Source organism: Arthrobacter sp. Leaf234, from assembly GCF_001422665.1.
GTDB lineage: Bacteria > Actinomycetota > Actinomycetes > Actinomycetales > Micrococcaceae > Arthrobacter_D.
The window spans coordinates 156,237-181,012 of sequence record NZ_LMLU01000006.1 but is presented as its reverse complement, the minus strand read 5'-3'; the positions used below and the strand labels follow the sequence as shown (position 1 = coordinate 181,012).

The window sequence follows — 24,776 nt, the reverse complement described above, 5'->3', positions numbered from 1 at the left end:
CACCTGTCATCCAATGAAGGAGTAGGACATGTCGCAGCAGTACGTCATCGCCATCGACCAGGGCACAACTTCCAGCAGGGCCATCGTCTTCGACCACAAGGGCGACATCGTGTCCTCGGGTCAGAAGGAACACGAGCAGATCTTCCCGAAGGCCGGGTGGGTCGAGCACGATCCCGCCGAGATCTGGGACAACACCCGCGAGGTCATCGGTACAGCGCTCTCGAAGGCGAACCTGACCCGCCACGACATCGCCGCGGTGGGCATCACGAACCAGCGCGAGACCGCCGTCGTCTGGGACAGGACCACCGGCAAGGCCGTCTACAACGCGATCGTCTGGCAGGACACCCGCACCCAGAACATCGTCGACGAACTCGCGAAGGACGGGGGCGTGGAGCGGTACAAGTCGAAGGTCGGGCTTCCGCTGGCCACCTATTTCTCGGGGACCAAGATCAAGTGGATCCTCGACAACGTCGACGGCGCGCGTGCCAAGGCCGAGGCCGGTGACCTCATCTTCGGCAACACCGATTCGTGGGTCACGTGGAACCTGACGGGCGGGGTGGACGGCGGAGTCCACATCACCGACGTCACCAACGCGTCGCGCACGCTGTTCATGGACCTCGAGACACTGTCGTGGGACGAGTCGATCCTCGCCGACTTCGGTGTGCCCCTGTCGATGATGCCCGAGATCAAATCCTCCTCCGAGGTCTACGGCTCGGTCCACACCTCGCAGCTGCTCCGCGAGACCCCCGTGGCCGGCATCCTCGGTGACCAGCAGGCGGCGACCTTCGGTCAGGCGGCATTCGCCAAGGGCGGCGCGAAGAACACCTACGGCACCGGCAACTTCATGATCGTCAACACCGGTGAGGAGATCGTCCACTCCAAGAACGGTCTGCTCACCACGGTCTGCTACCGGCTCGGTGACGCGAAGCCCGTCTACGCGCTCGAGGGATCGATCGCCGTCACGGGTTCGCTCATCCAGTGGCTCCGCGACAACCTCGGCATCATCAAGAGCGCACCCGAGGTCGAGCAGCTCGCCACGACGGTCGACGACAACGGCGGCGTGTACATCGTCCCCGCGTTCTCCGGCCTGTTCGCGCCGTACTGGCGCTCGGATGCGCGCGGTGCGATCGTCGGCCTGACCAGGTTCGTCAACAAGGGCCACATCGCGCGCGCCGCTCTCGAGGCGACGGCGTTCCAGACCCGCGAGGTACTGGACGCCGCGAACGCCGACTCCGGCGTCAACATGGAGGACCTCAGGGTCGACGGCGGCATGGTCGCCAACGACGCCCTGATGCAGTTCCAGGCGGACATCCTCGGTATCCCCGTGATCCGTCCGAAGGTCACGGAGACCACCGCTCTCGGTGCCGCCTACGCCGCGGGCCTCGCCGTCGGATTCTGGAAGGACACCGACGAGCTGGCCACCAACTGGGCCGAGGACAAGCGCTGGAACCCGTCCATGGACGACGCCGAGCGTGATCGCCAGCTGCGCCTCTGGAAGAAGGCCGTCACCAAGACCTTCGACTGGGTCGACGAGGACGTCAGCTAGCACGGGCGCCCTTCCGGGGCTCCTGGCACCACTCGACAGCGCCCGGTCCGTCATTCGACGGGCCGGGCGCTGCCAGGCGGCCCCTGGGCCGGGCGCTGCCGCGCTCGTGCGGATCGGGTGCCGTCGTGGCTGCCGCCACTGCTGCGCACACTGCTAAACTGGCCGCATGTCCCGGAACCTCCTGCTTACCTAGCCGCACGGTATCGACCGTGCGGCGGCCCCTCCTGCGTGAGGGGCTTTTGTGTGTCCGGCGCAGGGTGCGTCGGATTCCCGGTTCCGCAGCGCAGGACGAAGGGGCAGGAGCAGCATCACCCCGCGCGTCCCGTCGCCTTCCACCAGGGTCCCTTGGGTCCCACCAGGTTCCACCGACAGAACAGGTCACACAGTGAGCACCAATCCCGAGGTCGCCCAGCCGGACGAGAACACCTACGACATCGCCGCCATCGAGGCGCGCTGGCCGGCGGTCTGGGACGAGCTCCGGGCCTTCGCCCCGGCGGACGACGGCTCGCGGGAGCGACGGTACGTGCTCGACATGTTCCCCTACCCCTCCGGAGACCTGCACATGGGCCATGCGGAGGCCTTTGCCATGGGTGACGTCGCCGCGCGCTTCTACCGGCAGAAGGGCTACGACGTCCTGCACCCGATCGGCTGGGACTCCTTCGGGTTGCCCGCCGAGAACGCCGCCATCAAGCGCAACGCGCACCCGGCCGAGTGGACCTACGCCAACATCGAGACACAGGCCCACTCGTTCAAGCGCTACGCGATCAGCGCCGACTGGGAGCGCCGCCTGCACACCTCGGATCCCGAGTACTACCGATGGACGCAGTGGCTGTTCGTCCGGTTCTTCCAGAAGGGCCTCGCCTACCGCCGCAACTCGCCGGTCAACTGGTGCCCGAAGGACCAGACCGTCCTCGCCAACGAGCAGGTCATCAACGGTGCGTGCGACCGCTGCGGCACCATGGTCACCAAGAAGAACCTGAACCAGTGGTACTTCAAGATCACCGATTACGCCGACCGCCTGCTGGACGACATGGAGCAGCTGAAGGGCCACTGGCCCGAGCGGGTGCTGGCCATGCAGCGCAACTGGATCGGCCGGTCGGAGGGCGCGCACGTGCGGTTCCGCATCGAGGCCGATGCCGACCAGGCGGCGTCGGACGTGGCCGTGTTCACGACACGCCCCGACACCCTGTACGGGGCGACGTTCTTCGTCGTCGCCGCGGACGCCGACCTGGCGCTGGACCTGGTCACGCCCGCGCAGCGTGCCGAGCTGGAGGCGTACCGCGAACAGGTCAAGAAACTGTCCGAGATCGAGCGCCAGGCCACCGAGCGTGAGAAGACGGGGGTATTCACCGGCCGCTACGCCGTGAACCCCCTGACCGGGGAGAAACTGCCGGTCTGGGCCGCGGACTACGTGCTGGCCGACTACGGCACGGGCGCCATCATGGCAGTGCCCGCGCATGACCAGCGTGACCTCGACTTCGCCCGCGCCTTCGACCTGCCCGTGCGCACCGTCGTGGACACCGGCGCGGAGGATGCCGCCGTGACCGGTGTCGCCACCACCGGCGAGGGCACGCTGGTCAACTCCGGCGAGCTGACCGGCCTGGACAAACCCACCGCCATCCGCCGTGCCGTCGAACTGATCGAAGAGCAGGGGACGGGCGAGCACACCATCAACTATCGGCTCCGCGACTGGCTGCTGTCCCGCCAGCGGTTCTGGGGTACACCCATCCCGATTATCCACTGCCCGTCCTGTGGCGAGGTGCCCGTACCGGACGACCAGCTTCCCGTGACACTGCCCGAGGGGTTGCGCGGCGAGTCGCTCGCGCCGAAGGGTACCTCGCCCCTGGCCGCCGTCGAGGACTGGGTGAACGTCCCCTGCCCGTCCTGCGGCGGCGCTGCGAAGCGCGACACCGACACCATGGACACCTTCGTCGACTCGTCCTGGTACTACCTGCGCTTCGTGAACCCGGACCTGGAGACGGCACCGTTCGACACGGACGCCGTCAACCGCTGGCTGCCGGTCGGCCAGTACGTCGGCGGCGTGGAGCACGCCATCCTGCACCTGCTCTACAGCAGGTTCTTCACCAAGGTGCTGTTCGACCTCGGCATGGTCGGCTTCACCGAGCCCTTCAGCGCACTCCTGAACCAGGGGCAGGTGCTCAACGGCGGTAAGGCGATGAGCAAGTCGCTCGGCAACGGCGTGGACCTGGGGGAGCAGCTCGACCGCTACGGCGTCGACGCGGTGCGCCTCACCATGGTGTTCGCGTCGCCGCCCGAGGACGACGTCGACTGGGCGGACGTCTCGCCGTCGGGCTCCGCGAAGTTCCTGGCCCGTGCCTGGCGCCTGGGGAACGACGTGACGAGTGCCGTCGGGTCCGACCCGGCGACAGGCGACCGCGCACTGCGGTCGGTGACGCACCGGACGGTCTCCGACGCCGCCGAGCTGATGGAGGCCAACAAGTTCAACGTGGTCATCGCCAAGCTCATGGAGCTGGTCAACGCGACGCGGAAGGCGATCGACTCCGGCGCCGGCGGTGCCGATCCCGCCGTCCGGGAGGCCACCGAGGCGGTCGCGATCCTGCTCAGCCTGTTCGCGCCCTATACGGCCGAGGACCTCTGGAACCGGCTGGGCCACGAGGCCACGGTGGCGACGGCCGGCTGGCCGGCGGTGGACCCCGCGCTCCTCACGCAGGAGACCATCGTCGCCGTCGTGCAGGTGCAGGGCAAGGTCCGTGACCGCCTGACGGTGTCGCCCGACATCGCCGAGGAGGAGCTGCGGGAGCTCGCCCTGGCGAGCGAGCAGGTGCAGCGGGTCCTGGACGGCCGGGGCATCCGCACGGTGATCGTGCGGGCGCCGAAGCTGGTCAACATCGTCCCGGCCTGATGCGTCCCGGCCTGATACGTCCCGGCCTGATGCGTCCCGCTCCAGGTGCCGCACGCGCGATCGGGAGACGACGGTGCGGATAGCTGTCGTGACCGATTCGGCGGCCGGCTTCGCTCCCGGGTGGAGCGCGGCCGGCGGTCTCGCCGACGGCATCCGGGTGGTGCCCATGCCGGTGCTCGTCGGCCACGACATCCTGACGGGTGAACACGACGACGTCACCGCACCCCTGATGGTCGCCCTCGCCGCCGGTGCGGACGTGAGGACCTCGCGGCCCTCGCCCGGTCAGTTCGACCGCGTCTACGGCTCCCTCGCGGAGGAGGGGTACGACGGCGTCGTCTCCGTGCACCTCTCGGGCCAGCTCTCCGGCACCGTCGAGGCGGCGAGGATGGCGTCCTCGCGATCCGTCCTGCCCGTCGAGGTGATCGACACGAGGACGGCCGGGATGGCCCAGGGCCGGGCTGCCCTCGCCGCGCTGGCGGCGCTGCAGAGGGGTGGGGACCTGCAGACCGCCGCTGCCGCCGCCGCGATGGCTGCCCGGGCCTCGGCCCTCTATTTCTACGTCCCGAGCCTGGAGCAGCTGCGCCGCGGGGGGCGTATCCCGGCGGCGGCCGGCTGGCTCGGCACGCTGCTCTCGGTCCGGGTGATCCTGCACGTCCAGGGTGGACGGCTCGTACCCCTGGAACGCCTCAGGTCCGCACCGAAGGCCCTGCAGCGGCTCGAGGAAGTCGTCCTCGCGGACGCCGCTGCGCGGGTCGGTGCGGTGGACCTCACGGTGCACCACTTCGGCAACGAGGCCGAGGCCGTTGCGCTGGCAGGACGGATCGAGTCCGCCAGTGGGGGAAAGGTCACCACCGCCCCCTGCCCGTCGGTGCTCGCGGCCCATGCCGGTCTCGGTGTCGTCGCCGTCACCGTGAGCCCGTCCGTCCGGCTGTGAGCCCGTCCGTCCGGTATCGAGCGCATCCGTCCGGTACCCGGTCCGTCGATCCGATCCGTGCGGTCCGGATCGTGTGCCGCACTCCTGGCCGCGTTGTCCACATAGCACCATCACGCCACGAAGGCCACGCCGGCTGCTCCTAGCGTTACCCGCATGGGACAGCACCGATGGCCGACGACCGGCGACGCAGACATCCCCGCGGTCATGCAGGACTCCCGGAGATTACAGCGCCTCCGTCTGCGCGGTGACAGTGGCGACGGATCGGGCGATCCTTTCGACCCATCCGACGCATCCAACGTGTTCGACCCATCCGACCCGGGCGGCCGGCGATCCTGGTCACGTCCCGCCGTGTCCCAGCAGAACGAGGTCGAGTGGCCGTCGGAGGAGGAGGACAGCGCGGTAGGACGTCGTCCGGCCATGACCCGGGGTCTGCAGTGGCGTGTCGCCCGATCGGCGGCACTGGTCTTCCTCGGGATCGCGCTGTCGGTCGGCGCGGCCCTGTTCCTCGTCCGCAGCTCCGAACCGTCGGCTGCGGCGATGTCGATCGAGCTCGATGGCCCGCACGAGGCGGTCGGGACCGAACGCAACGACCCCGACGCACTGGACGACGCCGACCATCCGGACCGCGCCGCTGCCGACGGGGCAACGGTACCCTCCGCGGCATCGGCCCTGCCACCCCCTGGCCGGGCGGGCGAGGGTCATGACGAGGTGACCCGCACGCTCTGGGTCTTTGTCACCGGTGCTGTCGCAGTACCGGGAGTCGTGGAGATCGATGCCGATGCGCGTCTGGCCGATGTCCTCGAAGCAGCCGGTGGTGCGCTGCCGGAGGCCGACCTCGAACGGGTGAACCTGGCGGCGCGGCCCACCGACGGGCAGCATCTTCACCTCCTGGCCGTCGGGGAGGAAGCACCGGCGGTCCCCGGGGGCCTGCAGAACCCGACGCCGCCGGGCACGCCGGCCGAGGCAGGCGGCGGGGATCGCCCGGCCGGTGCCGACCTCCCGACCGGGACCGGTCCCATCGACATCAATGCTGCGACACTCACCGAGATCGAGACACTTCCGCGTGTGGGTCCGGTGCTCGGCCAACGGATCCTGGACTGGCGGACGGAGCACGGTCCCTTCCTGCAGGCCTCCGACATCGATGCGGTACCGGGCATCGGGCCGGCCCTGCTCGAGAGGATCCTGCCGCTCATCGTGGTCCAGTGACCAGGCGGGCGGCGGCCGCAGCCGAGCCCCTGGCCGCCCGCGGGACCGGTCCGTCGCAATGGACGGCCGACCTGCGTCTCCTCCCGTCAGCTGTGGCCGCCTGGGCGGCAGCGGCCGTTGCGAGCGGAGGAACCGCAGCGGCCTCGACGGCCGGGGGGCTGGGCACTGCGACACTCGCCCTGGTCCTCGTGGTCTTCGTCGTCCTCCGTCGGCGGTCGGCCCGGCGATGGTTTGCCGGGCTCGCCCACGGACTGGTGCCCGTCGCGACGATCGCCCTCATCCTGCTGGCCACGGGTGGGAGCCTCGCTCGTGCAGAGGCCGGTCCGGTGTCGGACGCCGTCGACAGCGGCTCTCCGATCACGGTCGTGCTGCGTGTCACGGGGGAGCCGTCCGCTCTACCGCCGGGCGCCTTCGGGGACGGTGAGCGGTTCCTCGTCGACGCCGACGTCGTCGGTGGGGTCCTGCGGGGGGTCGGCTTCACCGCGGCCACGCCCGTCGTGGTGCTGGGCGGAGCACCGTGGTCGCAGGTCGGAACAGGTGACATCGTGCGGGTGCTCGGCTTACTGCAGCCGAGCACCCGGCAGGGCCGGGCGACCGCGATGTTCCTCCCGTCGAGCCGGCCGACCATCGAGCATGCCACCGGTTGGCTCGGCGCCACGGACACGCTCCGGACGGATTTCCGCACCGCAGCGGAGCAGGACGGGCGCGATCGTGGTCTCCTCCCAGGGATGGTCCTCGGCGACAGGACGGCGCTGGACCCTGCCCTGGAGGCGGACATGAAGATCACCGGACTGACGCATCTGACGGCGGTCAGCGGGGCGAACTGTTCCTACGTCCTGGCCTTCACGTTCATCGGGCTCAGGGCTGCGAGGACACCCCGCGCGGTGGCGGCGGCGGGTGCGGTCATGGCACTTGCAGCCTTCGTCCTCCTGGTGCGGCCGGAGCCCAGCGTGCTCAGGGCCGCCGTGATGGGTTCCATCGGCGTGGCTGCGGTCCTGTCCGGCCGGGGGAGGGTCTCCCTGACACTGCTGATGCTGTCGATCATCATCCTGCTCGCCGTCGATCCCTGGCTGTCGGTGTCCTTCGCGTTCATGCTGTCGGTCGCCGCGACCCTCGGACTCGTCAGTGCTGGTCCGTCGGTGGTCGAGTCGATGTGCCGCGTCATGCCCCGCCTCCCCGCTCAGCTTCTGGCGATCCCGCTGACGGCCCAGCTGTTCTGCACGCCGATCCTCGTCCTGCTCCAGCCGTCGCTGCCGGTGTACTCGCTGCCGGCGAACGTCGCCGCCTCGCCAGTCGTGCCGGCGGTCACGCTCCTCGGGATGGTGTCGGTCCTCGCTCTGGCGGGCGCCCCGGTGCTCGCGCAACCGCTCGTCGCCTCGGCGCAGGTCGGGACACGGTGGGTCGGTGCCGTGGCGGACACGTTCGCCGACCTGCCGGGCACCTCTGTGCCGTGGGCCACCGGTCCGGTCGGCGTCGTCCTCGCCGCACTGGCCTCGGCCGCGGTGCTGTCGTTGCTGGTCAGGAGGCCGGCGAGTTCGACGGCACGGTTCACGGCCCGATCCCGGCTCCTCGACGGGCGACCGCTGCAGAGGGTGCGGGGGGCCCGCGACGCGGGAGGAGGGAGCCCTGCCGCTCCCGTGATCTCGCATCCGGGTGCAGCGGCCGACAGCCCTGTGTTCCCTCCCCGGTCGCGCTCGCAGGAGGAGGCCGCAGGCGTGTCCCACCCACACCGACGCCGCAGCGGTCGATGTCGGACGGCGGTTGCCGCCTGCGTCGTCCTGGCCGTGGTGGGGGGCTTCATCGTCAGCCACGTCCGGCAGCCCTCTGCGCCCTCCGACTGGCTGCTTGCCGCCTGCGATGTCGGACAGGGCGACGGTCTGGTCGTCCGGACGAGACCCGGGCACGCCCTCGTGGTCGACACCGGGCCGGACGCCGCCGCCATGGACCGGTGCCTCGACAGGCTGGGGGTGGACGTCGTCGATGCCCTCGTCATCACCCACCTCCATGACGACCACTACGGCGGCACCGCCGGAGCGCTTCGCGGGAGGACCGTCGGGGCCCTCTACTACTCGACCGGCGAGGAAAGCCTCCCGCGGGAGGTGGCGGACGCGGCCTCCACAGCCGGGGTACGGCCGACAGAGCTCGACGGCGGCACGACGATGGAGCTCGACGGCGTCACGGTGGACGTCCTCTGGCCCGAGGGACCCGTCAGCGGCGGCGAGGAGAACAACGCGAGTGCAGTGCTCGACCTCCTCGTCGACACCCCTCGCCGGCCGGTGCGGATCCTCCTCACGGGCGATCAGGAGGAGGACATGGCAGCCCGCATGCTCGGTGCCACGCCGGCTCTCCGCCCGGGGGTGGACGTCCTGAAGATCGCCCACCACGGGGCGAGGAACGGCGGGACCGTCCTGATCGACGGGCTCGACCCGCGGCTGGCCGTCATCTCCGTCGGAGCGGACAACGACTACGGGCACCCGCACCCCACGATCGTCGATGCCCTCGATGCCGCCGGCGTCCCGACGGCCCGCACCGATGAACTCGGCTCCTTCCTCATCCGTATCGACGGGAGCCGTCTCGAGGTGAGGCCGATCGGCTGACCGGAGGATCCCGCCGTCGAGCGGGGGACAAGCGCCACGCGGTGACCACGGAGGCGCACAACGGACGGGACCAGGATCAGGAGACCGGACGACGGCTTGGAGGCGCGGCACCATCGTGCAACAGTAGGTACCGATCTTTTCGAGAGGAACTGCCCTTCATGGCAACAAGAACACCGGTGAGCCGCGCGGGCAGCGCCGCGCAGGCCCCGACCCCCTGGCGTGATGTCCGGCCTGCCGCTGTGGTGCTGCTGGCCGGGCCGGAGGACTACCTCGCATCGAAGGCGGCGGAGTCGATCCGCCACCAGGTCAGGATCGCCCAGCCGGGTGCGGAGCTCGTGCGGTTCGACGCCGGAACCTATGAGGCCGGAATGCTCACGATGCATGCAAGCCCCTCGCTGTTCGGCGACTGGAAGATCATCGAGGCGGCCGGCCTCGCGCAGATGAACGACGCCTTCCTGGTCGACGCCCTGGCGTATCTGACGGATCCGGCGCCCGATGTCGTGCTGGTCCTGCGGCACACGGGAGGGAACCGGGGCAAGAAGCTCCTCGACGCCGTCCGCGCCGCGCAGGCCACGATCGTGGACTGTCAGCCCCTCAAGAAGGACGGCGAGAAGGCCGAGTTCGTCACAGCCGAGTTCAAGCGGGCCAAGCGCCGCATCGACCCGGACGCCGTCCGCGCGCTCGTCGCGGCGGTGGGCTCCCAGCTGCCGGAACTGGCGGCGGCCTGTCAGCAGCTGATGGCCGATACCGCTGTGGATGTCACTGCCGAACTCGTCGAGAAGTACTACGGCGGCCGTGTCGAGGCGACGGGTTTCAAGGTCGCCGATGCAGCGCTCGCAGGCCGGACGGCCCAGGCCCTGTCCATGCTCCGCCATGCCCTGGCCACCGGCGCGGACCCGGTGCCGATCGTCGCGGCCCTGGCCATGAAGGTCCGGGCCGTTGCGAAGGTCCACGGAGTGCGCGGGTCCTCCGCCCAGCTCGCCCGGGACCTCGGCATGGCGCCGTGGCAGGTGGACCAGGCCCGGAGGGAGGCTCAGCGCTTCAGCTCCGACGCCCTCGCACGTGCCATCAGGGCCCTGGCAGAAGCGGATGCGCAGGTCAAGGGCGAGTCCCGCGACCCGGTGTACGCCGTCGAGCGCGCCGTGACCGTCATCGCGCTCGGCGACGGCTGAGGGACGGATCGGCGGCGTCCCGCCCGGGAGGGCGACTCGCCGACCCCACGTGGCGGTCGAGCGGCCTCGCGCCACGACTTATCGGTGGTCGTCGCGTGCTCCCGGCCCCTCCGGGATGAGGGCCGGGTGAGGGATGCAGGTCTCCCGCAGTCCGACTGCAGCCCGGACGACGAAGGGCCGGCTCCGTGGGGAGCCGGCCCTTCGTCACTGAGGTCCGCAGCTTAGAGCGCGTTGACCTTCTTAGAGATCGCGGACTTGCGGTTTGCTGCGTTGTTCCTGTGCAGGACACCCTTGCTGACAGCCTTGTCGAGCTTGCGGCTGGCGGCCTGGAGGGCCGTTGCGGCAGCATCCTTGTCAGCACCTTCGACGGCCGTGTTCACGGCGCGGATGGCGGTCTTCAGCTCGGACTTGACCGAGTTGTTGCGCTGCCTCGCCTTCTCGTTGGTGAGGATGCGCTTCTTCTGGGACTTGATATTTGCCACGTATGAGAACTTTCTTTGTATTGCGGACTGGGTCGTGAGGGTATTTCGGCCAACCGGAGACTGAGCGGCGTGGGGATACCGTGCGGTGATCGGCCAAAGTGCCCGAAGACCTGCGCGGACACACAGCTGTCAAGGTTACCAGAAACGCACCGCGCAGAGGACCTGCCAGGCAGGGTGAGCCGGTGATCAGTGCAGGAGATGGGCAGGTACGGCGGCGATCACGCGCTCGAAGCGCTCACGCGGGAGAACCGAGCCCTCACGCCTGATGTCCGCCGCGGACAGCCGCAGCACGCGGTCCACCTTCACCTCGCTCGGCCGGCCCTGCCGGTCCCAGCCCCCGGTACCGACGTCCACATACCTGTCGTCGTGATCCCGGTCGTTGTTACGGTCCCGGCTGGTCAGCATGAGCCCGAGCAGGTCCGAGCCCGACCGGCCGATCAGGAGCACCGGGCGGTCCTTGCCCTGCGTCGGATCATCCTCGTAGGCCACCCATGACCAGACGATCTCGCCGGGATCCGGGTCACCGTCCGCGGAGGGCGAGTAGGAGACGACGGCCTTGTGGCGGCGCGCCGAGGCATCTGGGTGGGCGGCGGACCGCTTCGTCGGGGTCGACGACGGGTTCGTCGCGCGTCCGGCGTCCCGGGTGCCGCCACCGCCCGTGCGACGGTCCGTCGTCCTCGACGGGCGGGCCACCACCCGAAGGACGTCGCGGGCGAGTGACACGAGGGTGTTGACCGAGAATGCCATGCAGCGATCCTACCGAGCCGGCCCACGCGGGCCGCGGGGCCCGCCATCGTGCGTCCTCGCGCGATTGTCGGCGCCGACCGGCGTCGTGGGAGACTAGGGGCAGGCCGCCGCGACCGGGCGGGTCGCCGCACGAGGGTGACCGCTCGCCCAGTACGCCGACCCCCGTCCCGTCGAAGTGAGGAACACACGTGTCACCCATGGCCCGCACCGCGCCGGTGCCTGCCGCCACCGATCCGGCGATCATCAGGAACTTCTGCATCATCGCCCACATCGATCACGGGAAGTCCACCCTGGCTGACCGCATGCTCCAGCTCACGGGTGCCGTCGAGCAGCGGGACATGAAGGCGCAGTACCTCGATCGCATGGACATCGAGCGCGAGCGCGGCATCACCATCAAGTCCCAGGCCGTTCGTCTCCCCTGGGAGGTCGACGGGACCGCCTACGCGCTGAACATGATCGACACCCCCGGGCACGTCGACTTCACCTACGAGGTTTCGCGGTCCCTCGCGGCATGTGAGGGGGCCGTCCTCCTCGTGGACGCCGCGCAGGGCATCGAGGCGCAGACCCTGGCGAACCTGTACCTCGCCATGGAGAACAACCTGACGATCATCCCGGTCCTGAACAAGATCGACCTCCCGGCAGCGCAGCCGGAGAAGTACGCGGCAGAGCTCGCGAGCCTCATCGGCGGCGAACCCGAGGACGTCCTCATGGTGTCGGGCAAGACCGGCGTCGGCGTCGAGGCGCTGATGGACAAGATCGTGCGCGACCTCCCCGCGCCGACCGGAGACCCGAACGCACCGGCGCGCGCCATGATCTTCGACTCCGTGTACGACACCTACCGCGGCGTGGTCACCTACGTCCGGGTGGTCGACGGCAAGCTCAGCCCCCGTGAGCGCATCCAGATGATGTCGACGCGCGCGAGCCACGAACTGCTCGAGATCGGCGTGAGCTCGCCCGAGCCGAAGCCTTCCAAGGGCCTCGGTGTGGGCGAGGTGGGCTACCTCATCACCGGCGTGAAGGACGTGCGCCAGTCGAAGGTCGGTGACACCGTCACCAACCTGCAGAAGCCGGCCGCGGAGTCGCTCGGCGGCTACGAGGATCCGAAGCCCATGGTGTTCTCCGGGCTGTACCCGCTCGACGGCACCGACTACCCGGTGCTCCGCGACGCCCTCGCGAAGTTCACGCTGAACGACGCCGCCCTCGTCTACGAGCCCGAGACCTCGGCCGCGCTCGGGTTCGGCTTCCGTGTCGGCTTCCTCGGCCTGCTGCACCTCGAGATCACGCGGGAGCGCCTCGAACGCGAGTACAACCTGGACCTCATCTCCACGGCTCCGAACGTGGAGTACGAGGTCACGCTCGAGGACAAGCGGGTCCTGAAGGTGACCAACCCGAGCGAGTACCCGGTGGGGAAGATCGCCGAGGTCCGCGAGCCCATGGTGTCCGCGACCATCCTGGCGCCGTCGGAGTTCGTCGGCGCCATCATGGAGCTGTGCCAGCAGCGCCGCGGCGTGCTGGGCGGCATGGACTACCTGTCCGAGGACCGCGTCGAGATCAGGTACCGACTGCCCCTCGCGGAGATCGTCTTCGACTTCTTCGACCTGCTGAAGTCGAAGACCCGCGGCTACGGTTCGCTGGACTGGAAGGCCGACGGCGACCAGGTCTCGGACCTCGTCAAGGTGGACATCCTGCTGCAGGGCGAGCAGGTCGACGCCTTCAGCGCCATCACCCACCGCGACAAGGCGTATGCCTACGGCGTGATGATGACGGGGAAGCTGCGCGAACTGATCCCGCGCCAGCAGTTCGAGGTGCCCATCCAGGCTGCCATCGGCGCCCGCATCATCGCGCGCGAAAGTATTCGGGCCATCCGCAAGGACGTCCTCGCCAAGTGCTACGGCGGTGACATCACCCGCAAGCGCAAGCTCCTCGAGAAGCAGAAGGAGGGCAAGAAGCGCATGAAGATGGTGGGTCGCGTGGAGGTTCCCCAGGAGGCGTTCATCGCCGCACTGTCCTCGGACGAGTCGAAGGACAAAGCCAAGAAGTGACGTTCTACCCCTCGAAGGAGGTCAGGAGTGCCTAGCGCCCTGCCACTCGGCCTGCCCGCGCCGGCGGACGGGATCCTGCCGGCGGAGGCCGCCGTCGATGCCGGGGCTCGCGACTTCGGCCTCTACGTCCACATCCCCTTCTGCGCCGTGCGCTGCGGCTACTGCGACTTCAACACCTACACCGCCACCGAACTGGGTGGGGGAGCGTCGCAGGACGCGTATGCCGGCTCCGTCCTCGCCGAGCTGGACCTCGGAGCACGGGCGCTGGCGGCATCCGGCGTGCCGGCCCGCCCGATGTCCACCGTGTTCTTCGGCGGCGGGACGCCGACCCTGCTGCCCGCGGAGGATCTCGCCTCGATCCTCCGGGCCGCGACGGGTCGCTGGGGACTGGCGCCCGGTGCGGAGGTCACCACCGAGGCCAACCCGGACTCGGTGACGCCGGACTCCCTGCGCATCCTCCGTGACGCGGGCTTCACGCGTGTGTCCTTCGGCATGCAGTCCGCCGTCCCGCACGTCCTCGCGGTGCTCGACCGGACGCACGCGCCGGAACGCGTGCCGCAGGCCGTCCAGTGGGCCCGCGAGGCGGGCCTGGCGGTGAGTCTCGACCTCATCTACGGGACGCCCGGGGAGAGCCTGGACGACTGGCGGACCTCGCTGACGACGGCGCTGTCCTACGCGCCGGACCACATCTCCGCGTATGCGCTGATCATCGAGGAGGGCACCCGCCTCGCGTCCCAGATCCGTCGCGGGCAGGTCCCACCCATCGACGACGACGACCACGCGGACAAGTACGCCCTTGCGGATGAGCTGCTGACGGCCGGGGGACTGCACTGGTACGAGGTGAGCAACTGGGCCAGGACGCCCGCCGACGCCTGCCGCCACAACCTTGCCTACTGGCGCGGGAACGACTGGTGGGGGGCCGGTCCCGGCGCGCACTCCCATGTCGGCGGGACGCGCTGGTGGAACGTCAAGCATCCGCGCGCCTATGCCGCCGCGCTGGAGGGCGGGTCGTCTCCCGCAGCCGGCCGCGAGATCCTCGGTGGCGAGGACCGCTACGTCGAGGACGTCATGCTGCGGGTGCGCCTGCGCGAGGGACTCCCGACGGCGGTCCTGACGGCGTCGGGCAGGAAGGCCGTGGCCGGTCTCATCGCCGATGGGCTGGTGGAGCCCGTCGAGGCCTTCGCGGGTCGCGTGGTCCTGACCTTCAGGGGACGCCTGCTGGCCGACGCCGTCGTGCGCCGACTGCTGCCCGACTGACACCGACGGAGCGCCGCCGCACACTGCCCCCGCACACCTCCGGAGGGTCGCCGGATCACCGCGGCGCAGGGGCCGGAGGTATACGGGCGGTCGTGCCTAGCGGATGAGCCGGAGGTTCAGGGCGTAGCGGTAGGGCCGTCCACGGTTCACCTGGATACCGGCGTTCACGGAGAAGATCGTGATGGCGACCCAGATGAGGGCGTTGACGACCGCGAAGATCCCGCCGATGTCCGGCACGAGGGACAGCAGCCAGGCCGTGAGGGCCAGGAGGGTCGGTGGGAGCGTGAAATTCAGCGCCTCCTTCGATTCTTGGGCGGTGAACGGGCCGCGGTCCTTGAAGATGAGGAAGATCAGCAGCGAGGGGATGAACCCGAGGATGCCGCCGAAGTGCGCGAGCGTGGCGAACTGCCGGTCCTCGGACGCCGTGAGCGGCAGCGCGTTGGCCGGAGTTCCCTCGAAGGCGGGGAGGGACGCGCTCTGTCCTTCGTGCTGATGGTCGGCGGTGTTGGACAACGGTATTCCTTTGCTGGCTCGCGGAATTCCTCCGCCGTGACTGTGCTCCAAGGATACGGGCTGGCCGCCGCGGATCGCTTCAGGCCGTGCCCGGTGGAACGGTCAGGAAATCGATGACCTCCTCGACGCGACCGAGCAGCGAGGGCTCCAGGTCCGCGTAGCTCCCGACGCCTCCGAGGATGCGCTTCCACCCCTGGGCGACGGCGGCCTGGTCCTGGTACGGCCAGCCGAGCCCTGCGAGGATGCCCGTCTTCCAGTCCTGACCGCGCGGCACCACGGGCCAGGCCGTCCGCCCGAGGACGGCCGGCTTCACCGCCTGCCAGACGTCCACGTAGGGGTGGCCGACGATCAGCACGTGGTCACGTGCTCCGGGTACGGTCATCGCCTGCTGCGCGATCCGTGATTCCTTCGTGCCGGGCAGGAGGTGGTCGACGAGGATCGCGAGGCGGCGGGTCGGCCCGGGCCCGAACGCGCGGATCGCGCCCTCGAGATCATCGACTCCGTGGAGCGGTTCGACGACGATCCCCTCCAGCCGCAGGTCGTCACCCCACACCTTCTCCACGAGTTCGGCGTCGTGCTGGCCCTCCACCCAGATCCGGCTCGCGCGGGCGGTCCGGGCGCGCGCCCCCTCGACGCGGACACTCCCCGACGCCGTTCGGGTGCGTGCCGCGGTCGTCACCGGGCGCGGGGCGACCAGCTGCACCGGAGCGCCGTCGAGCAGGAAGCCGTGTCCCAGCCTGAACGTCCGGTGCCTGCCCCGGCGGTCCTCGAGCACCATGACGTGCAGTCCGCCGGACTTCTCCACGCGCACCACAGCGCCCACGAATCCGCTCTGGACGTCCTCGAGGACCATGTCCCGCTCGACCGGGACCTCCGGGAGGGTGACGCGTCGCGGAGCCGAGATGTCCTGTGCTCCCCAGCCGTGATCCATCCCGAACACCCTTCCGACGAGGGCTCCGGCGGTATGCCGCGGCCCGGGTTGCCAATGCTAACAATCGCCCGCGACGTACTAGACTTGGCACTTGGGTGTGTCGAGTGCTAACCGCTCGGAACCACCCTGACCGCGTGCTCGTGAGGTAGGGACAGACCCGGAGGTGACTTGAGGAGTGAGTGAACCGCGACGCCTGGAAGTGCTCCGGGCCATCGTCGAGGACTACGTCCACTCGAGGGAGCCCGTCGGCTCCAAGGCGCTCGTCGACCGCCACCGGCTCGGGGTGTCCTCGGCCACCATCCGCAACGACATGGCGGTGCTCGAGGAGGAGGGGCTGATCGCCGCACCTCACACGAGCTCCGGCCGGATCCCCACGGACAAGGGCTACCGCCTCTTCGTGGACCGCATCTCGGAGGTGAAGCCCCTCTCCGGTCCGGAGAAGAAAGCCATCCAGACGCTGCTCGAGGGTGCAGAGGACGTCGACGACGTCATGGACCGGACGGTGCGGCTGCTCGCGCAGCTGACGAACCAGGTCGCCGTCGTCCAGTTCCCCCGCGTGGGAGGGGCATCGGTCCGCCACATCGAGTTCGTCCTGCTCGCTCCTCAGCAGATCCTGGTGGTGCTGATCGCGACGAGCGGGACGGTCCAGCAGCGGATGGTCCGGACGCCGACGGACATCCAGGAGAGCGAACTCGCCGAACTCAAGCAGAGGATCCTGTCCGCGGTCTCCGGGGTCAGGCTCACGAACCTCCCCGCGGAGCTCGGCTCCGCGCTCGCCCAGTTGCCGGGCGGCCTCCGCACGCACGGGGGTACGATCGTCAGGGCGCTCGAGCAGCTTGCCGGGCTCGGCCGCGAGGACCGGATCCTGCTCGCGGGGACGGCCAACCTCGCACGGTCCACCGGCGACTTCCCGTTGAGCATCGGCCCGATCCTCGAAGCACTCGAGGAGCAGGTGGTCATGCTGCGGCTCCTCTCCGAGATGGAGTACGACGCACGCGGAATCTCAGTGCGGATCGGCAGCGAGAACCCCTACGGCGGCCTCTCGGGGGCGTCGGTGGTGGCGACCGGCTACGGACCGGACGCCGAAGCGAAGCTCGGTGTCCTCGGACCCACCCGCATGGACTACCCGACCACGATGGCCGCCGTGCGCGCCGTCGCCCGCTACCTCTCGAGGATCCTCGAGGAGTAGCGGGGCCCCGCAGGATTCCCACCGGCCCGGCCGGTGAGCAGACGACAGTTGTCTCCAACAGGAAGTGATGTGCAGGAGTGAGTAATCACTATGAGGTCCTCGGTGTGGCGCAGGGCGCGACCGGGGAGGAAATCAAGAAGGCCTACCGCAAGCTGGCCCGCAAGCTCCACCCGGACGTCAACCCGGGCGATGGTGCGGCCGAGGAGTTCAAGCTCGTCACCCGCGCCTACGAGGTGCTCTCCGACCCGCAGAAGCGTCGCGTCTACGACACGACCGGGAACGAGAACGGGACGGACACCGGCTACGGCTCGGGCTACTCCGGCTCCGGGTTCGCCTTCCAGGACATCTTCGAGACGTTCTTCGGGGGCAGCGGCCAGCAGGGCGGCGCACCGTCCCGCACACGCCGGGGGCAGGACGCGCTGATCAACGTACGGATCGATCTGAAGGACGCCGTCTTCGGCACCAACAAGAAGATCGAGGTGGACACCGCCGAGGTGTGTCCCACCTGTGACGGCTCCTGCTGCCAGCCCGGTACCTCGCCGCGCACCTGTGACATCTGCGGTGGCTCCGGACAGGTCCAGCGGGCCGTCCGGTCCATCCTCGGCCAGGTCATGACCAGCGCGCCGTGCGGTACGTGCCAGGGTTACGGCACCGTCATCCCGAGCCCCTGCCACGAATGCAGCGGCGAGGGACGCATCCGTGCCCGCCGGACCCTGACCATCAAGGTCCCCGCAGGCGTGAGCACCGGCACCCGCATCCAGCTGGGCGGCCAGGGCGAGGCCGGGATCGCCGGTGGGCCCCAGGGCGATCTCTATGTGGAGATCCGGGTCAACGCCGATTCCACCTTCCTGCGCGACGGCGACGACCTCCACGTGACGCTCAGTGTCCCCATGACGGCGGCGGCGCTCGGTACCTCCGTCCACCTGGACACCTTCGACGGCGACCAGGAGCTGATGATCAAGCCGGGCACGCAGTCCGGGGAGATCCTGACCCTGCGGGGGCTCGGCGTCACGCACCTGCGCAACCAGGGCAGGGGAGACCTCCGCGTCCACCTCAACGTCGAGACGCCGCGCAACGTCGACCACCAGCAGGAGGAACTCCTCCGGAAGCTCGCCGAGCTCCGGAACGAGGAGTACACCGACGGTCAGCTGGCGAGCAACGGCTCCGGCGTGTTCGCCCGTCTGCGGGAGCGGCTCGGGAACCGCTGACCATGACGCGTCCGCTGTTCTTCGCGCCGGGCACCGAGGTCCGTTCCGCCTGCCCTGGGGGCCCCTTCGTCCTCGGGGGAGACGAGGGACGCCATGCCGCCACGGTGCGTCGACTCGGCCAGGGCGAGAGGATCGATGTCTCGGACTCGACGGGGTACCGCCTGACCGGTGTCATCGTGGCCGTCGGAGCAGGGACGGTCGAGCTCACCGTCGAGACTGCCGGGCAGGACCCCGCACCCCTGCACCGCCTCGTCCTCGTCCAGGCCCTGGCGAAGGCCGGCCGCGACGAACAGGCGGTGGAGGCGGCGACAGAACTCGGGGTCGACGCGGTGGTGCCGTGGCATGCCGAGCGGAGCATCGTGCGCTGGCGCGGCGAGAAGGCGGAGAAGGGCCGGCAGAAGTGGCTGTCCCTCGTGAATGCGGCGTCGAAGCAGTCGCGGCGCTCGTTCGTCCCCGACGTCCTGCCCGTCATGGACACCGCGGGGCTCATCGCATGGGCCGCCGCGGTCGACCACGTCATCGTGCTGCACGAGGACGCCCACGCCTCGCTGTCCGATCACCTCGACGTGCTCCGCAGCACCGGCGGACTCGACGGGCCGTCGACCACGGCCGTCGTCGTCGGACCCGAGGGTGGGATCGGCGACGCGGAACTCGGGAAGCTGCGGTCCGCGGGCGCCGAGAGCGCGCGGCTGGGGCCGCACGTGCTCCGGTCATCGTCCGCCGGTCCGGCGGCGCTCGTCCTGCTGAACCACCTGCTGGGGCGCTGGTAGTCGCTCGGTCACCTGCCCGGGCGCTGGTACCCGCGCGGCACCGTCACGGATCCGGTCAGCGGACCACGACGGACTTCGAGTCCTCAGCAACGCCCTCGCCGGTTCCTGCCGAGACCGTGATGTCGTAGCTCCCCGGAGGCAGGCCGACGGCGAAGGAGTAGGCGCCCGGCGCGCCGTCGGCGGGCACGATCTCGACCACGCCGTCCAGGAACAGGTCCGTGGCGCCGGCAGAGCCCTCGGTCCTGCGGTCGATGCGCCAGACCACGGAGTCGTCTCCCGCCGGTCCCAGCCCATGGACGGTGAAGCTCTCCCTGCCGAGTTCGACGCCCTGCTGCGGGTCGATGATCCACACCGGGGCGAGGACGCTGGTGTCCCTGGTCAGTTGTCCGCCGAGGTCCACCGATCCGAAGGCACGGTAGTCGGCGGTCCCGTCGACCAGCACCACGACCGAGCTGGCCTCACCGCCCGTGATGAGACCGCCGTCCGACGCTGCCGCCGTCGCCGTGAACACGAGTTGCTGCAGTGCCAGCCGGGCATCCTCCTCGTCGAGGCGCTGCGACAGCGCGTCGGAGGAGATGTCGAGGGTGATGACGTTCCTCGTCGAGACGGAGGAACTGATGCTCGAGGCGGGATCCCAGGGGGAGGTGTAGTCGGGGTCCAGGGGTTCGCCCTCGGTCATGATCCGCACGGCCTCGGAGATGGGATCACCGCTCGATGCCGCAGGGGAGGGCAGGAACTCCCGGAACAGCCTGTCCGACCCGTTCACATCACCCAGCCAGTAGACCGGCACGAGCGGCCGTGAGGTCTCCGCCGGCCCCGCAGCGGGCCCCTGCGATTTCAGGGCCTCCTCGGACGGGGTGCCGCTGACGGTCCCCGGACCGGAGGCCTCGATCGGCCGGGCGAGATCCGTCCTCGCCGCACTGCCCTCGAACACGTCGAGATTCGGGAGGAGGAAGACACTGCTCGCCACGAGGACGCCGCCGGAGACGAGCAGGATCCCGCGGAGGCCGAGCCTGCTCTGCCGGAGGGGGTCCTGGCTGTTCATGCTGGCCCCTTTCCGTCAGGCGCTTGAAGGGCGCGATGGGTCGATCGGTACGAGATTCTCGGGTGACGAGCGGGCACGGAGGGTGCTCTCGCCAGGCCGGCCACGGGACGGGTCACCCCTGCCGAACCTGCATCAGCTTGGCACAGCCCGAACGGCGGCCCGGCAGGAATACGAGGGGTGTGGAGGACTGAAACCGGATCGATACGAAGCCGTTGCCGATTCGCGACGGGGACCGGCTGGGTCGGCAGCCCTCGGGATGCATCGGGAGCCCTGGTGCCCCCGGAGCATCGGCCCCTGCTGCGCCGTGCCTATGACGTACGATTAAGCTCTCTGTCCCAGGCCGAACCGGTTCGCCGTGAACGGGTGGAAACAGCCGCGGCACGCAGGGTACGGAGCCAGGACGACAACGCGAACGAGGGGCGATCGAAGGCCGCACGGCCGAGCTATGAGCGAATCTTCAACAGGGATCAACGTGGCAGGACTGGATACGAGGACCGTCTACTTCGACTCGACGGAGCAGATGGTGCAGACACTGGGCTCCAATGACGAGGCCCTCCGCCTGATCGAGGAGTCCTTCCCCGGCGTCGGCCTCCAGGCCAGGGGCAACGAGCTCACCATCTCCGGACCGTCTGCCGACGTGCTGCGCACCGAGCGCCTCGTCAGCGAGATCCGCACCATGGCGAGCAACAACGCGACCGTCTCCCCGCAGGTGCTCGAGCAGCTCGTGACGATGCTCAAGACGCAGAGCGCCGCACGCCCCTCGGAGGTGCTCTCGGTCAACATCCTGTCCTCCCGCGGGAAGACGATCCGCCCGAAGACCCTGAACCAGAGCACCTACGTCGAAGCGATCGACCGCAACACGATCGTCTTCGGCATCGGACCGGCGGGTACCGGCAAGACCTACCTGGCGATGGCCAAGGCGGTGCAGGCCCTGCAGCAGAAGGAGGTCAACCGGATCATCCTCACCCGGCCCGCCGTCGAGGCAGGGGAGCGTCTCGGCTTCCTGCCCGGAACGCTCAACGACAAGATCGATCCGTATCTCCGCCCGCTGTACGACGCCCTCCACGACATGATGGACCCCGACTCGATCCCGCGCCTGATGGCCGCCGGCACGATCGAGGTGGCGCCCCTCGCGTACATGCGCGGCCGGACGCTCAACGATGCCTTCATCATCCTCGACGAAGCGCAGAACACGACGCCGGAACAGATGAAGATGTTCCTCACACGCCTCGGGTTCGGGTCCAAGATGGTCGTGACCGGCGACGTCACGCAGGTGGACCTGCCCAACGGCACCAGTTCCGGACTGCGGATCGTGAGCGAGATCCTGCGCGACGTCGACGACGTCTACTTCAGCGAACTCGACGCCTCGGACGTGGTGCGCCACCGCCTCGTGGGCGACATCGTCAGCGCCTACAGCGCCTGGGACGAGGAGCAGCGCGGCAACCAGCAGCGCTCCGGCCGCCCGGTGACCGGCCGATGAGCGTCGAGGTCAACAACGAGTCCGGCTACGACGTCGACGAGGAATCCCTCGTCCGCCTGACCAACTTCCTGTTCGAATCCCTGTTCATCCATCCCGAGGCCGAGTTGTCCGTCATCCTCGTGGACACCGCAGCGATGGAGAAACTCCACATCGAGTGGATGGACGAGCCGGGCCCCACCGACGTGCTCTCCTTCCCGATGGATGAACTCCGGCCGGGGACCGCGGGCCGGGTGACACCCGCGGGGCTCCTCGGTGACATCGTGCTCTGCCCCGAGGTGGCCGCCGCGCAGGGTGCGGCAGCAGGCCACGGGACGCGGGACGAGCTCCTGCTGCTGACCACCCACGGCGTCCTGCATCTTCTCGGATTCGACCACGCGGAGCCCGACGAGGAGAAGGAGATGTTCGGCCTGCAGCGCCAACTGCTCGCCGATTTCCTCGGTGGCGACGCCCCCCGGGAGACCCGCGCTTGACCATCTGGCTCCTCGGGCTCATGGGCCTGCTCTTCGCCCTGACCGCTGCACTCGTCACGGCGGCCGAAGCAGCTTTCAGTTACCTGCCACGACAGGAGGGCGAAGCCCTCGTCCAGGGCTCGCGGACCTCGTCCCTGCGTCGCATCCTGGACGCCCCCGTGGCCCACATGCACGCCCTGCGGTTCTGGCGGGTCTGGTTCGAGATGGCCGGCGCCGTCGCGGTGGCGATCCTCTTCCACGATCTGCTGGACAGCATCTGGCTGGCAGGACTCCTCGCCACCGCGGTGATGGCAGCCATCGGGTTCGTGATCGTCGGCGTGTCCCCGCGCCAGCTCGGACGGATGCACGCCGCGACCGTCGTCCGCCTGACGGCCGGCCTGGTGGCGTTCCTCCGTGCCCTGCTCGGCCCTGTCCCGCGCTGGCTGGTCCGCATCGGCAGCGCGATCACGCCGGGGGCCGCGCGGGATGAGGCGGCCTTCTTCACGCAGGAGGAGTTCAGGGAACTGCTCTCGCGTGCCTCCGATGCCGAGATGATCGAGGACAACGAGGCCGAACTCATCCACTCGGTGTTCGAACTCGGCGATACGAAGGTCCGCAGCGTCATGGTCCCGCGCACCGACATGGTCACCATCGAGTCCGGCTCGACGCTGAGCCAGGCGATGTCCCTGTTCCTCCGCTCCGGCTATTCGAGGATCCCCGTGATCGGCGAGAGTTCGGACGACATCAAGGGTCTGCTCTACCTCAAGGACGTCGTGGCCAGCCTCCACGGCAGGCCGGCCTCCCATCTCGTACGAGCGGTCGACGCCGAATGCAGGCCTGCCCGGTACGTCCCCGAGTCGAAGCCCGTGGGCGACCTCCTGCGGGAGCTGCAGCGGGAGTCCACGCACGTGGCCATCGTCATCGACGAGTACGGCGGCACCGCGGGTCTGGTCACGCTGGAGGACCTGATCGAGGAGATCGTCGGCGAGATCGTCGACGAGTACGACTCGGAGGTACCGGAGCAGGAGAGGCTCGACGACGGCGAATTCCGCGTGAGTGCGCGGATGGGGATCGACGACCTCGGGGAGCTCTTCGGCCTCGATCTCGATGACGAGGAGGTCGACACCGTCGGAGGGTTGCTCGCGAAGACCCTGGGCAGGGTGCCGATCGTCGGGTCGGAGGTCACAATTGACGGTATCGGTCTACGGGCCGAGCGCGTGGAGGGTCGACGCAACAGGGTCTCGCACGTGATCGCGCACCGCATAGCGCCCATCAACACCGAGCACCACGAACGAGAGACGACAGAGGCAGACCATGAGCGACGCTAAGCACAGGGCGGGGTTCGTCTCGCTCGTCGGACGCCCGAACGCCGGGAAATCGACCCTCACCAACGCCCTGGTGGGACAGAAGGTCGCCATCACCTCGGCCAAGCCCCAGACGACCCGCCATACCATCCGTGGAATCGTGAACCGGGAGGACGCGCAGATCGTCCTCGTCGACACGCCCGGCCTGCACCGGCCGAGGACGCTGCTCGGGCAGCGCCTGAACGACCTCGTCGCGGACACGCTCGCCGAGGTCGACGCCGTCGGCTTCTGCCTCCCCGCGAACGAGAAGATCGGCCCCGGCGACCGCTTCATCGCCGAACAGCTCGCACGCCTGCGCCGCAAGCCGCTGATCGCCGTCGTCACGAAGACGGACCTCGTGGATCGCAGGGCGCTGACCGAACAGCTCCTGGCCGTCGCCGCGCTCGGCACCGATGTCGCCGGGCCGGAGGGGTGGGCCGACATCGTTCCCGTCTCCGCGGCGGACGGGTTCCAGGTGGACACGGTGGCCGACGTCTTCAGCCGGCACATGCCCGAATCGCCCGTCCTGTACCCGGACGGTGAGCTCACCGACGAGCCGGAGGCGATCATGGTCGCCGAACTGGTCAGGGAGGCGGCCCTCGAGGGAGTGCGTGACGAGCTGCCGCACTCCCTCGCCGTCGTCGTCGAGGAGATGATTCCCCGTGAGGGGCGCAGCGAGGACAATCCGATGCTGGACGTCCATGTGAACCTGTATGTCGAGCGGCCGTCCCAGAAGGCCATCATCATCGGGAAGGGTGGTGCCCGCCTCCGCGAGGTGGGGACCAACGCGCGGCGGGGGATCGAGGCGCTGCTCGGGACGCGGATCTACCTGGACCTCCACGTGAAGGTCGCCAAGGACTGGCAGCGCGACCCCAAGCAGCTCGTCAAGCTCGGCTTCTGACGGGCACCAACGCCCTGCCCCGGTCGTTGGCACCTCAGCGGGGTCCTGTCACGCACGGCGTGGATCATCGGCGAGCGGGT

General features: G+C 69.5%; 20 protein-coding genes. 15 read left to right on the top strand and 5 right to left on the bottom strand.

All coding sequences use genetic code 11. The features are described 5' to 3' along the window. Window positions 1-28: 28 nt before the first annotated feature. From glpK to holA, 6 genes are all read left to right on the top strand, one after another. Window positions 29-1,546 (top strand): glycerol kinase GlpK, encoded by a 1,518-nt coding sequence (gene glpK / locus ASF21_RS11675; protein WP_055771261.1) that lies wholly within the window; start codon window positions 29-31, stop codon window positions 1,544-1,546. A 385-nt stretch (window positions 1,547-1,931) separates the two neighbouring features. Continuing rightward, window positions 1,932-4,430, top strand: coding sequence for a leucine--tRNA ligase (gene leuS, locus ASF21_RS11670; protein WP_055771258.1), 2,499 nt, complete (start codon window positions 1,932-1,934; stop codon window positions 4,428-4,430). An 88-nt stretch (window positions 4,431-4,518) separates the two neighbouring features. Continuing rightward, window positions 4,519-5,364 carry a DegV family protein gene (locus ASF21_RS11665; RefSeq protein ID WP_055771256.1) on the top strand — a complete coding sequence of 282 codons (846 nt, stop codon included), beginning with the start codon at window positions 4,519-4,521 and terminating at the stop codon, window positions 5,362-5,364. Window positions 5,365-5,712: 348 nt separating this feature from the next. Further along, window positions 5,713-6,570 carry a ComEA family DNA-binding protein gene (locus ASF21_RS11660; protein WP_162237545.1) on the top strand — a complete coding sequence of 286 codons (858 nt, stop codon included), beginning with the start codon at window positions 5,713-5,715 and terminating at the stop codon, window positions 6,568-6,570. Beyond that, window positions 6,567-9,167 carry a ComEC/Rec2 family competence protein gene (locus ASF21_RS11655; protein ID WP_055771252.1) on the top strand — a complete coding sequence of 867 codons (2,601 nt, stop codon included), beginning with the start codon at window positions 6,567-6,569 and terminating at the stop codon, window positions 9,165-9,167. The genes ASF21_RS11660 and ASF21_RS11655 overlap by 4 nt, the downstream gene beginning before the upstream one ends. Before the next feature lie 158 nt (window positions 9,168-9,325). Then, window positions 9,326-10,339: a DNA polymerase III subunit delta gene (holA, locus tag ASF21_RS11650; RefSeq protein WP_055771249.1), complete on the top strand. Its 1,014-nt coding sequence runs from the start codon at window positions 9,326-9,328 to the stop codon at window positions 10,337-10,339. Window positions 10,340-10,560: 221 nt separating this feature from the next. Here holA and rpsT read toward each other — a convergent pair whose 3' ends face one another. Both rpsT and ASF21_RS11640 read right to left on the bottom strand, forming a co-directional pair. Next, window positions 10,561-10,821 carry a 30S ribosomal protein S20 gene (gene rpsT, locus ASF21_RS11645; protein ID WP_055771245.1) on the bottom strand — a complete coding sequence of 87 codons (261 nt, stop codon included), beginning with the start codon at window positions 10,819-10,821 and terminating at the stop codon, window positions 10,561-10,563. 186 nt (window positions 10,822-11,007) lie between these two features. Beyond that, window positions 11,008-11,568 carry a type II toxin-antitoxin system PemK/MazF family toxin gene (locus ASF21_RS11640; protein WP_055771242.1) on the bottom strand — a complete coding sequence of 187 codons (561 nt, stop codon included), beginning with the start codon at window positions 11,566-11,568 and terminating at the stop codon, window positions 11,008-11,010. 188 nt (window positions 11,569-11,756) lie between these two features. On the opposite strand from ASF21_RS11640, the gene lepA reads away from it, so the two are divergent. After that, window positions 11,757-13,610: a translation elongation factor 4 gene (lepA, locus tag ASF21_RS11635; protein WP_200914824.1), complete on the top strand. Its 1,854-nt coding sequence runs from the start codon at window positions 11,757-11,759 to the stop codon at window positions 13,608-13,610. 27 nt (window positions 13,611-13,637) lie between these two features. Continuing rightward, window positions 13,638-14,867, top strand: coding sequence for a radical SAM family heme chaperone HemW (gene hemW / locus ASF21_RS11630; RefSeq protein ID WP_055771236.1), 1,230 nt, complete (start codon window positions 13,638-13,640; stop codon window positions 14,865-14,867). A 96-nt stretch (window positions 14,868-14,963) separates the two neighbouring features. Here the strand turns inward: hemW and ASF21_RS11625 are convergent, their stop codons facing one another. Next, complete coding sequence (locus ASF21_RS11625) at window positions 14,964-15,380, bottom strand: DUF4870 domain-containing protein (protein WP_055771234.1); 417 nt, start codon at window positions 15,378-15,380, stop codon at window positions 14,964-14,966. Window positions 15,381-15,459: 79 nt separating this feature from the next. After that, a complete protein-coding gene (locus tag ASF21_RS11620) occupies window positions 15,460-16,311 on the bottom strand; it encodes a DUF3097 family protein (protein WP_055771229.1) in 852 nt (283 codons plus the stop codon). A 175-nt stretch (window positions 16,312-16,486) separates the two neighbouring features. Between ASF21_RS11620 and hrcA the strand changes: the two genes are divergently transcribed. The 3 genes from hrcA (at window position 16,487) to ASF21_RS11605 (ending at window position 19,478) form a co-directional block, all read left to right on the top strand. Beyond that, on the top strand, window positions 16,487-17,500 hold the full coding sequence (gene hrcA, locus ASF21_RS11615) for a heat-inducible transcriptional repressor HrcA (RefSeq protein ID WP_055771226.1): 1,014 nt from the start codon (window positions 16,487-16,489) through the stop codon (window positions 17,498-17,500). Between the two features lie 77 nt (window positions 17,501-17,577). Then, the gene (gene dnaJ, locus ASF21_RS11610) at window positions 17,578-18,708 is read left to right on the top strand and encodes a molecular chaperone DnaJ (protein ID WP_055771224.1); all 1,131 of its coding nucleotides are present in this window, start codon (window positions 17,578-17,580) and stop codon (window positions 18,706-18,708) included. Window positions 18,709-18,710: 2 nt separating this feature from the next. Next, complete coding sequence (locus tag ASF21_RS11605; RefSeq protein WP_055771221.1) at window positions 18,711-19,478, top strand: 16S rRNA (uracil(1498)-N(3))-methyltransferase; 768 nt, start codon at window positions 18,711-18,713, stop codon at window positions 19,476-19,478. A gap of 55 nt (window positions 19,479-19,533) precedes the next feature. Here ASF21_RS11605 and ASF21_RS11600 read toward each other — a convergent pair whose 3' ends face one another. Then, entirely contained in the window at window positions 19,534-20,523 is a 990-nt protein-coding gene (locus ASF21_RS11600) for a GerMN domain-containing protein (RefSeq protein WP_055771219.1), read from the bottom strand. A gap of 445 nt (window positions 20,524-20,968) precedes the next feature. On the opposite strand from ASF21_RS11600, the gene ASF21_RS11595 reads away from it, so the two are divergent. The 4 genes from ASF21_RS11595 to era are packed head-to-tail and all read left to right on the top strand — an operon-like array spanning window position 20,969 to window position 24,696. Next, window positions 20,969-22,003, top strand: a complete 1,035-nt coding sequence (locus ASF21_RS11595) for a PhoH family protein (RefSeq protein WP_055771216.1) — start codon at window positions 20,969-20,971, stop codon at window positions 22,001-22,003. Further along, complete coding sequence (ybeY, locus tag ASF21_RS11590) at window positions 22,000-22,473, top strand: rRNA maturation RNase YbeY (RefSeq protein ID WP_055771213.1); 474 nt, start codon at window positions 22,000-22,002, stop codon at window positions 22,471-22,473. Before ASF21_RS11595 ends, ybeY begins: the two co-directional genes overlap by 4 nt. Next, on the top strand, window positions 22,470-23,780 hold the full coding sequence (locus tag ASF21_RS11585) for a hemolysin family protein (RefSeq protein ID WP_055771210.1): 1,311 nt from the start codon (window positions 22,470-22,472) through the stop codon (window positions 23,778-23,780). The genes ybeY and ASF21_RS11585 overlap by 4 nt, the downstream gene beginning before the upstream one ends. Further along, the gene (gene era, locus ASF21_RS11580) at window positions 23,767-24,696 is read left to right on the top strand and encodes a GTPase Era (protein WP_055771207.1); all 930 of its coding nucleotides are present in this window, start codon (window positions 23,767-23,769) and stop codon (window positions 24,694-24,696) included. The genes ASF21_RS11585 and era overlap by 14 nt, the downstream gene beginning before the upstream one ends. The last annotated feature ends 80 nt before the right edge of the window (window positions 24,697-24,776 follow it).

Bases quoted from the DNA above. Each gene is read 5' to 3' on its own strand.
- holA (WP_055771249.1), top strand. From the start codon at position 9,326: ATGGCAACAAGAACACCGGTGAGCCGCGCGGGCAGCGCCGCGCAGGCC.
- ASF21_RS11595 (WP_055771216.1), top strand. From the start codon at position 20,969: ATGAGCGAATCTTCAACAGGGATCAACGTGGCAGGACTGGATACGAGG.
- ASF21_RS11640 (WP_055771242.1), bottom strand. From the start codon at position 11,568: ATGGCATTCTCGGTCAACACCCTCGTGTCACTCGCCCGCGACGTCCTT.
- glpK (WP_055771261.1), top strand. From the start codon at position 29: ATGTCGCAGCAGTACGTCATCGCCATCGACCAGGGCACAACTTCCAGC.
- ASF21_RS11605 (WP_055771221.1), top strand. From the start codon at position 18,711: ATGACGCGTCCGCTGTTCTTCGCGCCGGGCACCGAGGTCCGTTCCGCC.
- ybeY (WP_055771213.1), top strand. From the start codon at position 22,000: ATGAGCGTCGAGGTCAACAACGAGTCCGGCTACGACGTCGACGAGGAA.
- era (WP_055771207.1), top strand. From the start codon at position 23,767: ATGAGCGACGCTAAGCACAGGGCGGGGTTCGTCTCGCTCGTCGGACGC.
- ASF21_RS11620 (WP_055771229.1), bottom strand. From the start codon at position 16,311: ATGGATCACGGCTGGGGAGCACAGGACATCTCGGCTCCGCGACGCGTC.
- ASF21_RS11600 (WP_055771219.1), bottom strand. From the start codon at position 20,523: ATGAACAGCCAGGACCCCCTCCGGCAGAGCAGGCTCGGCCTCCGCGGG.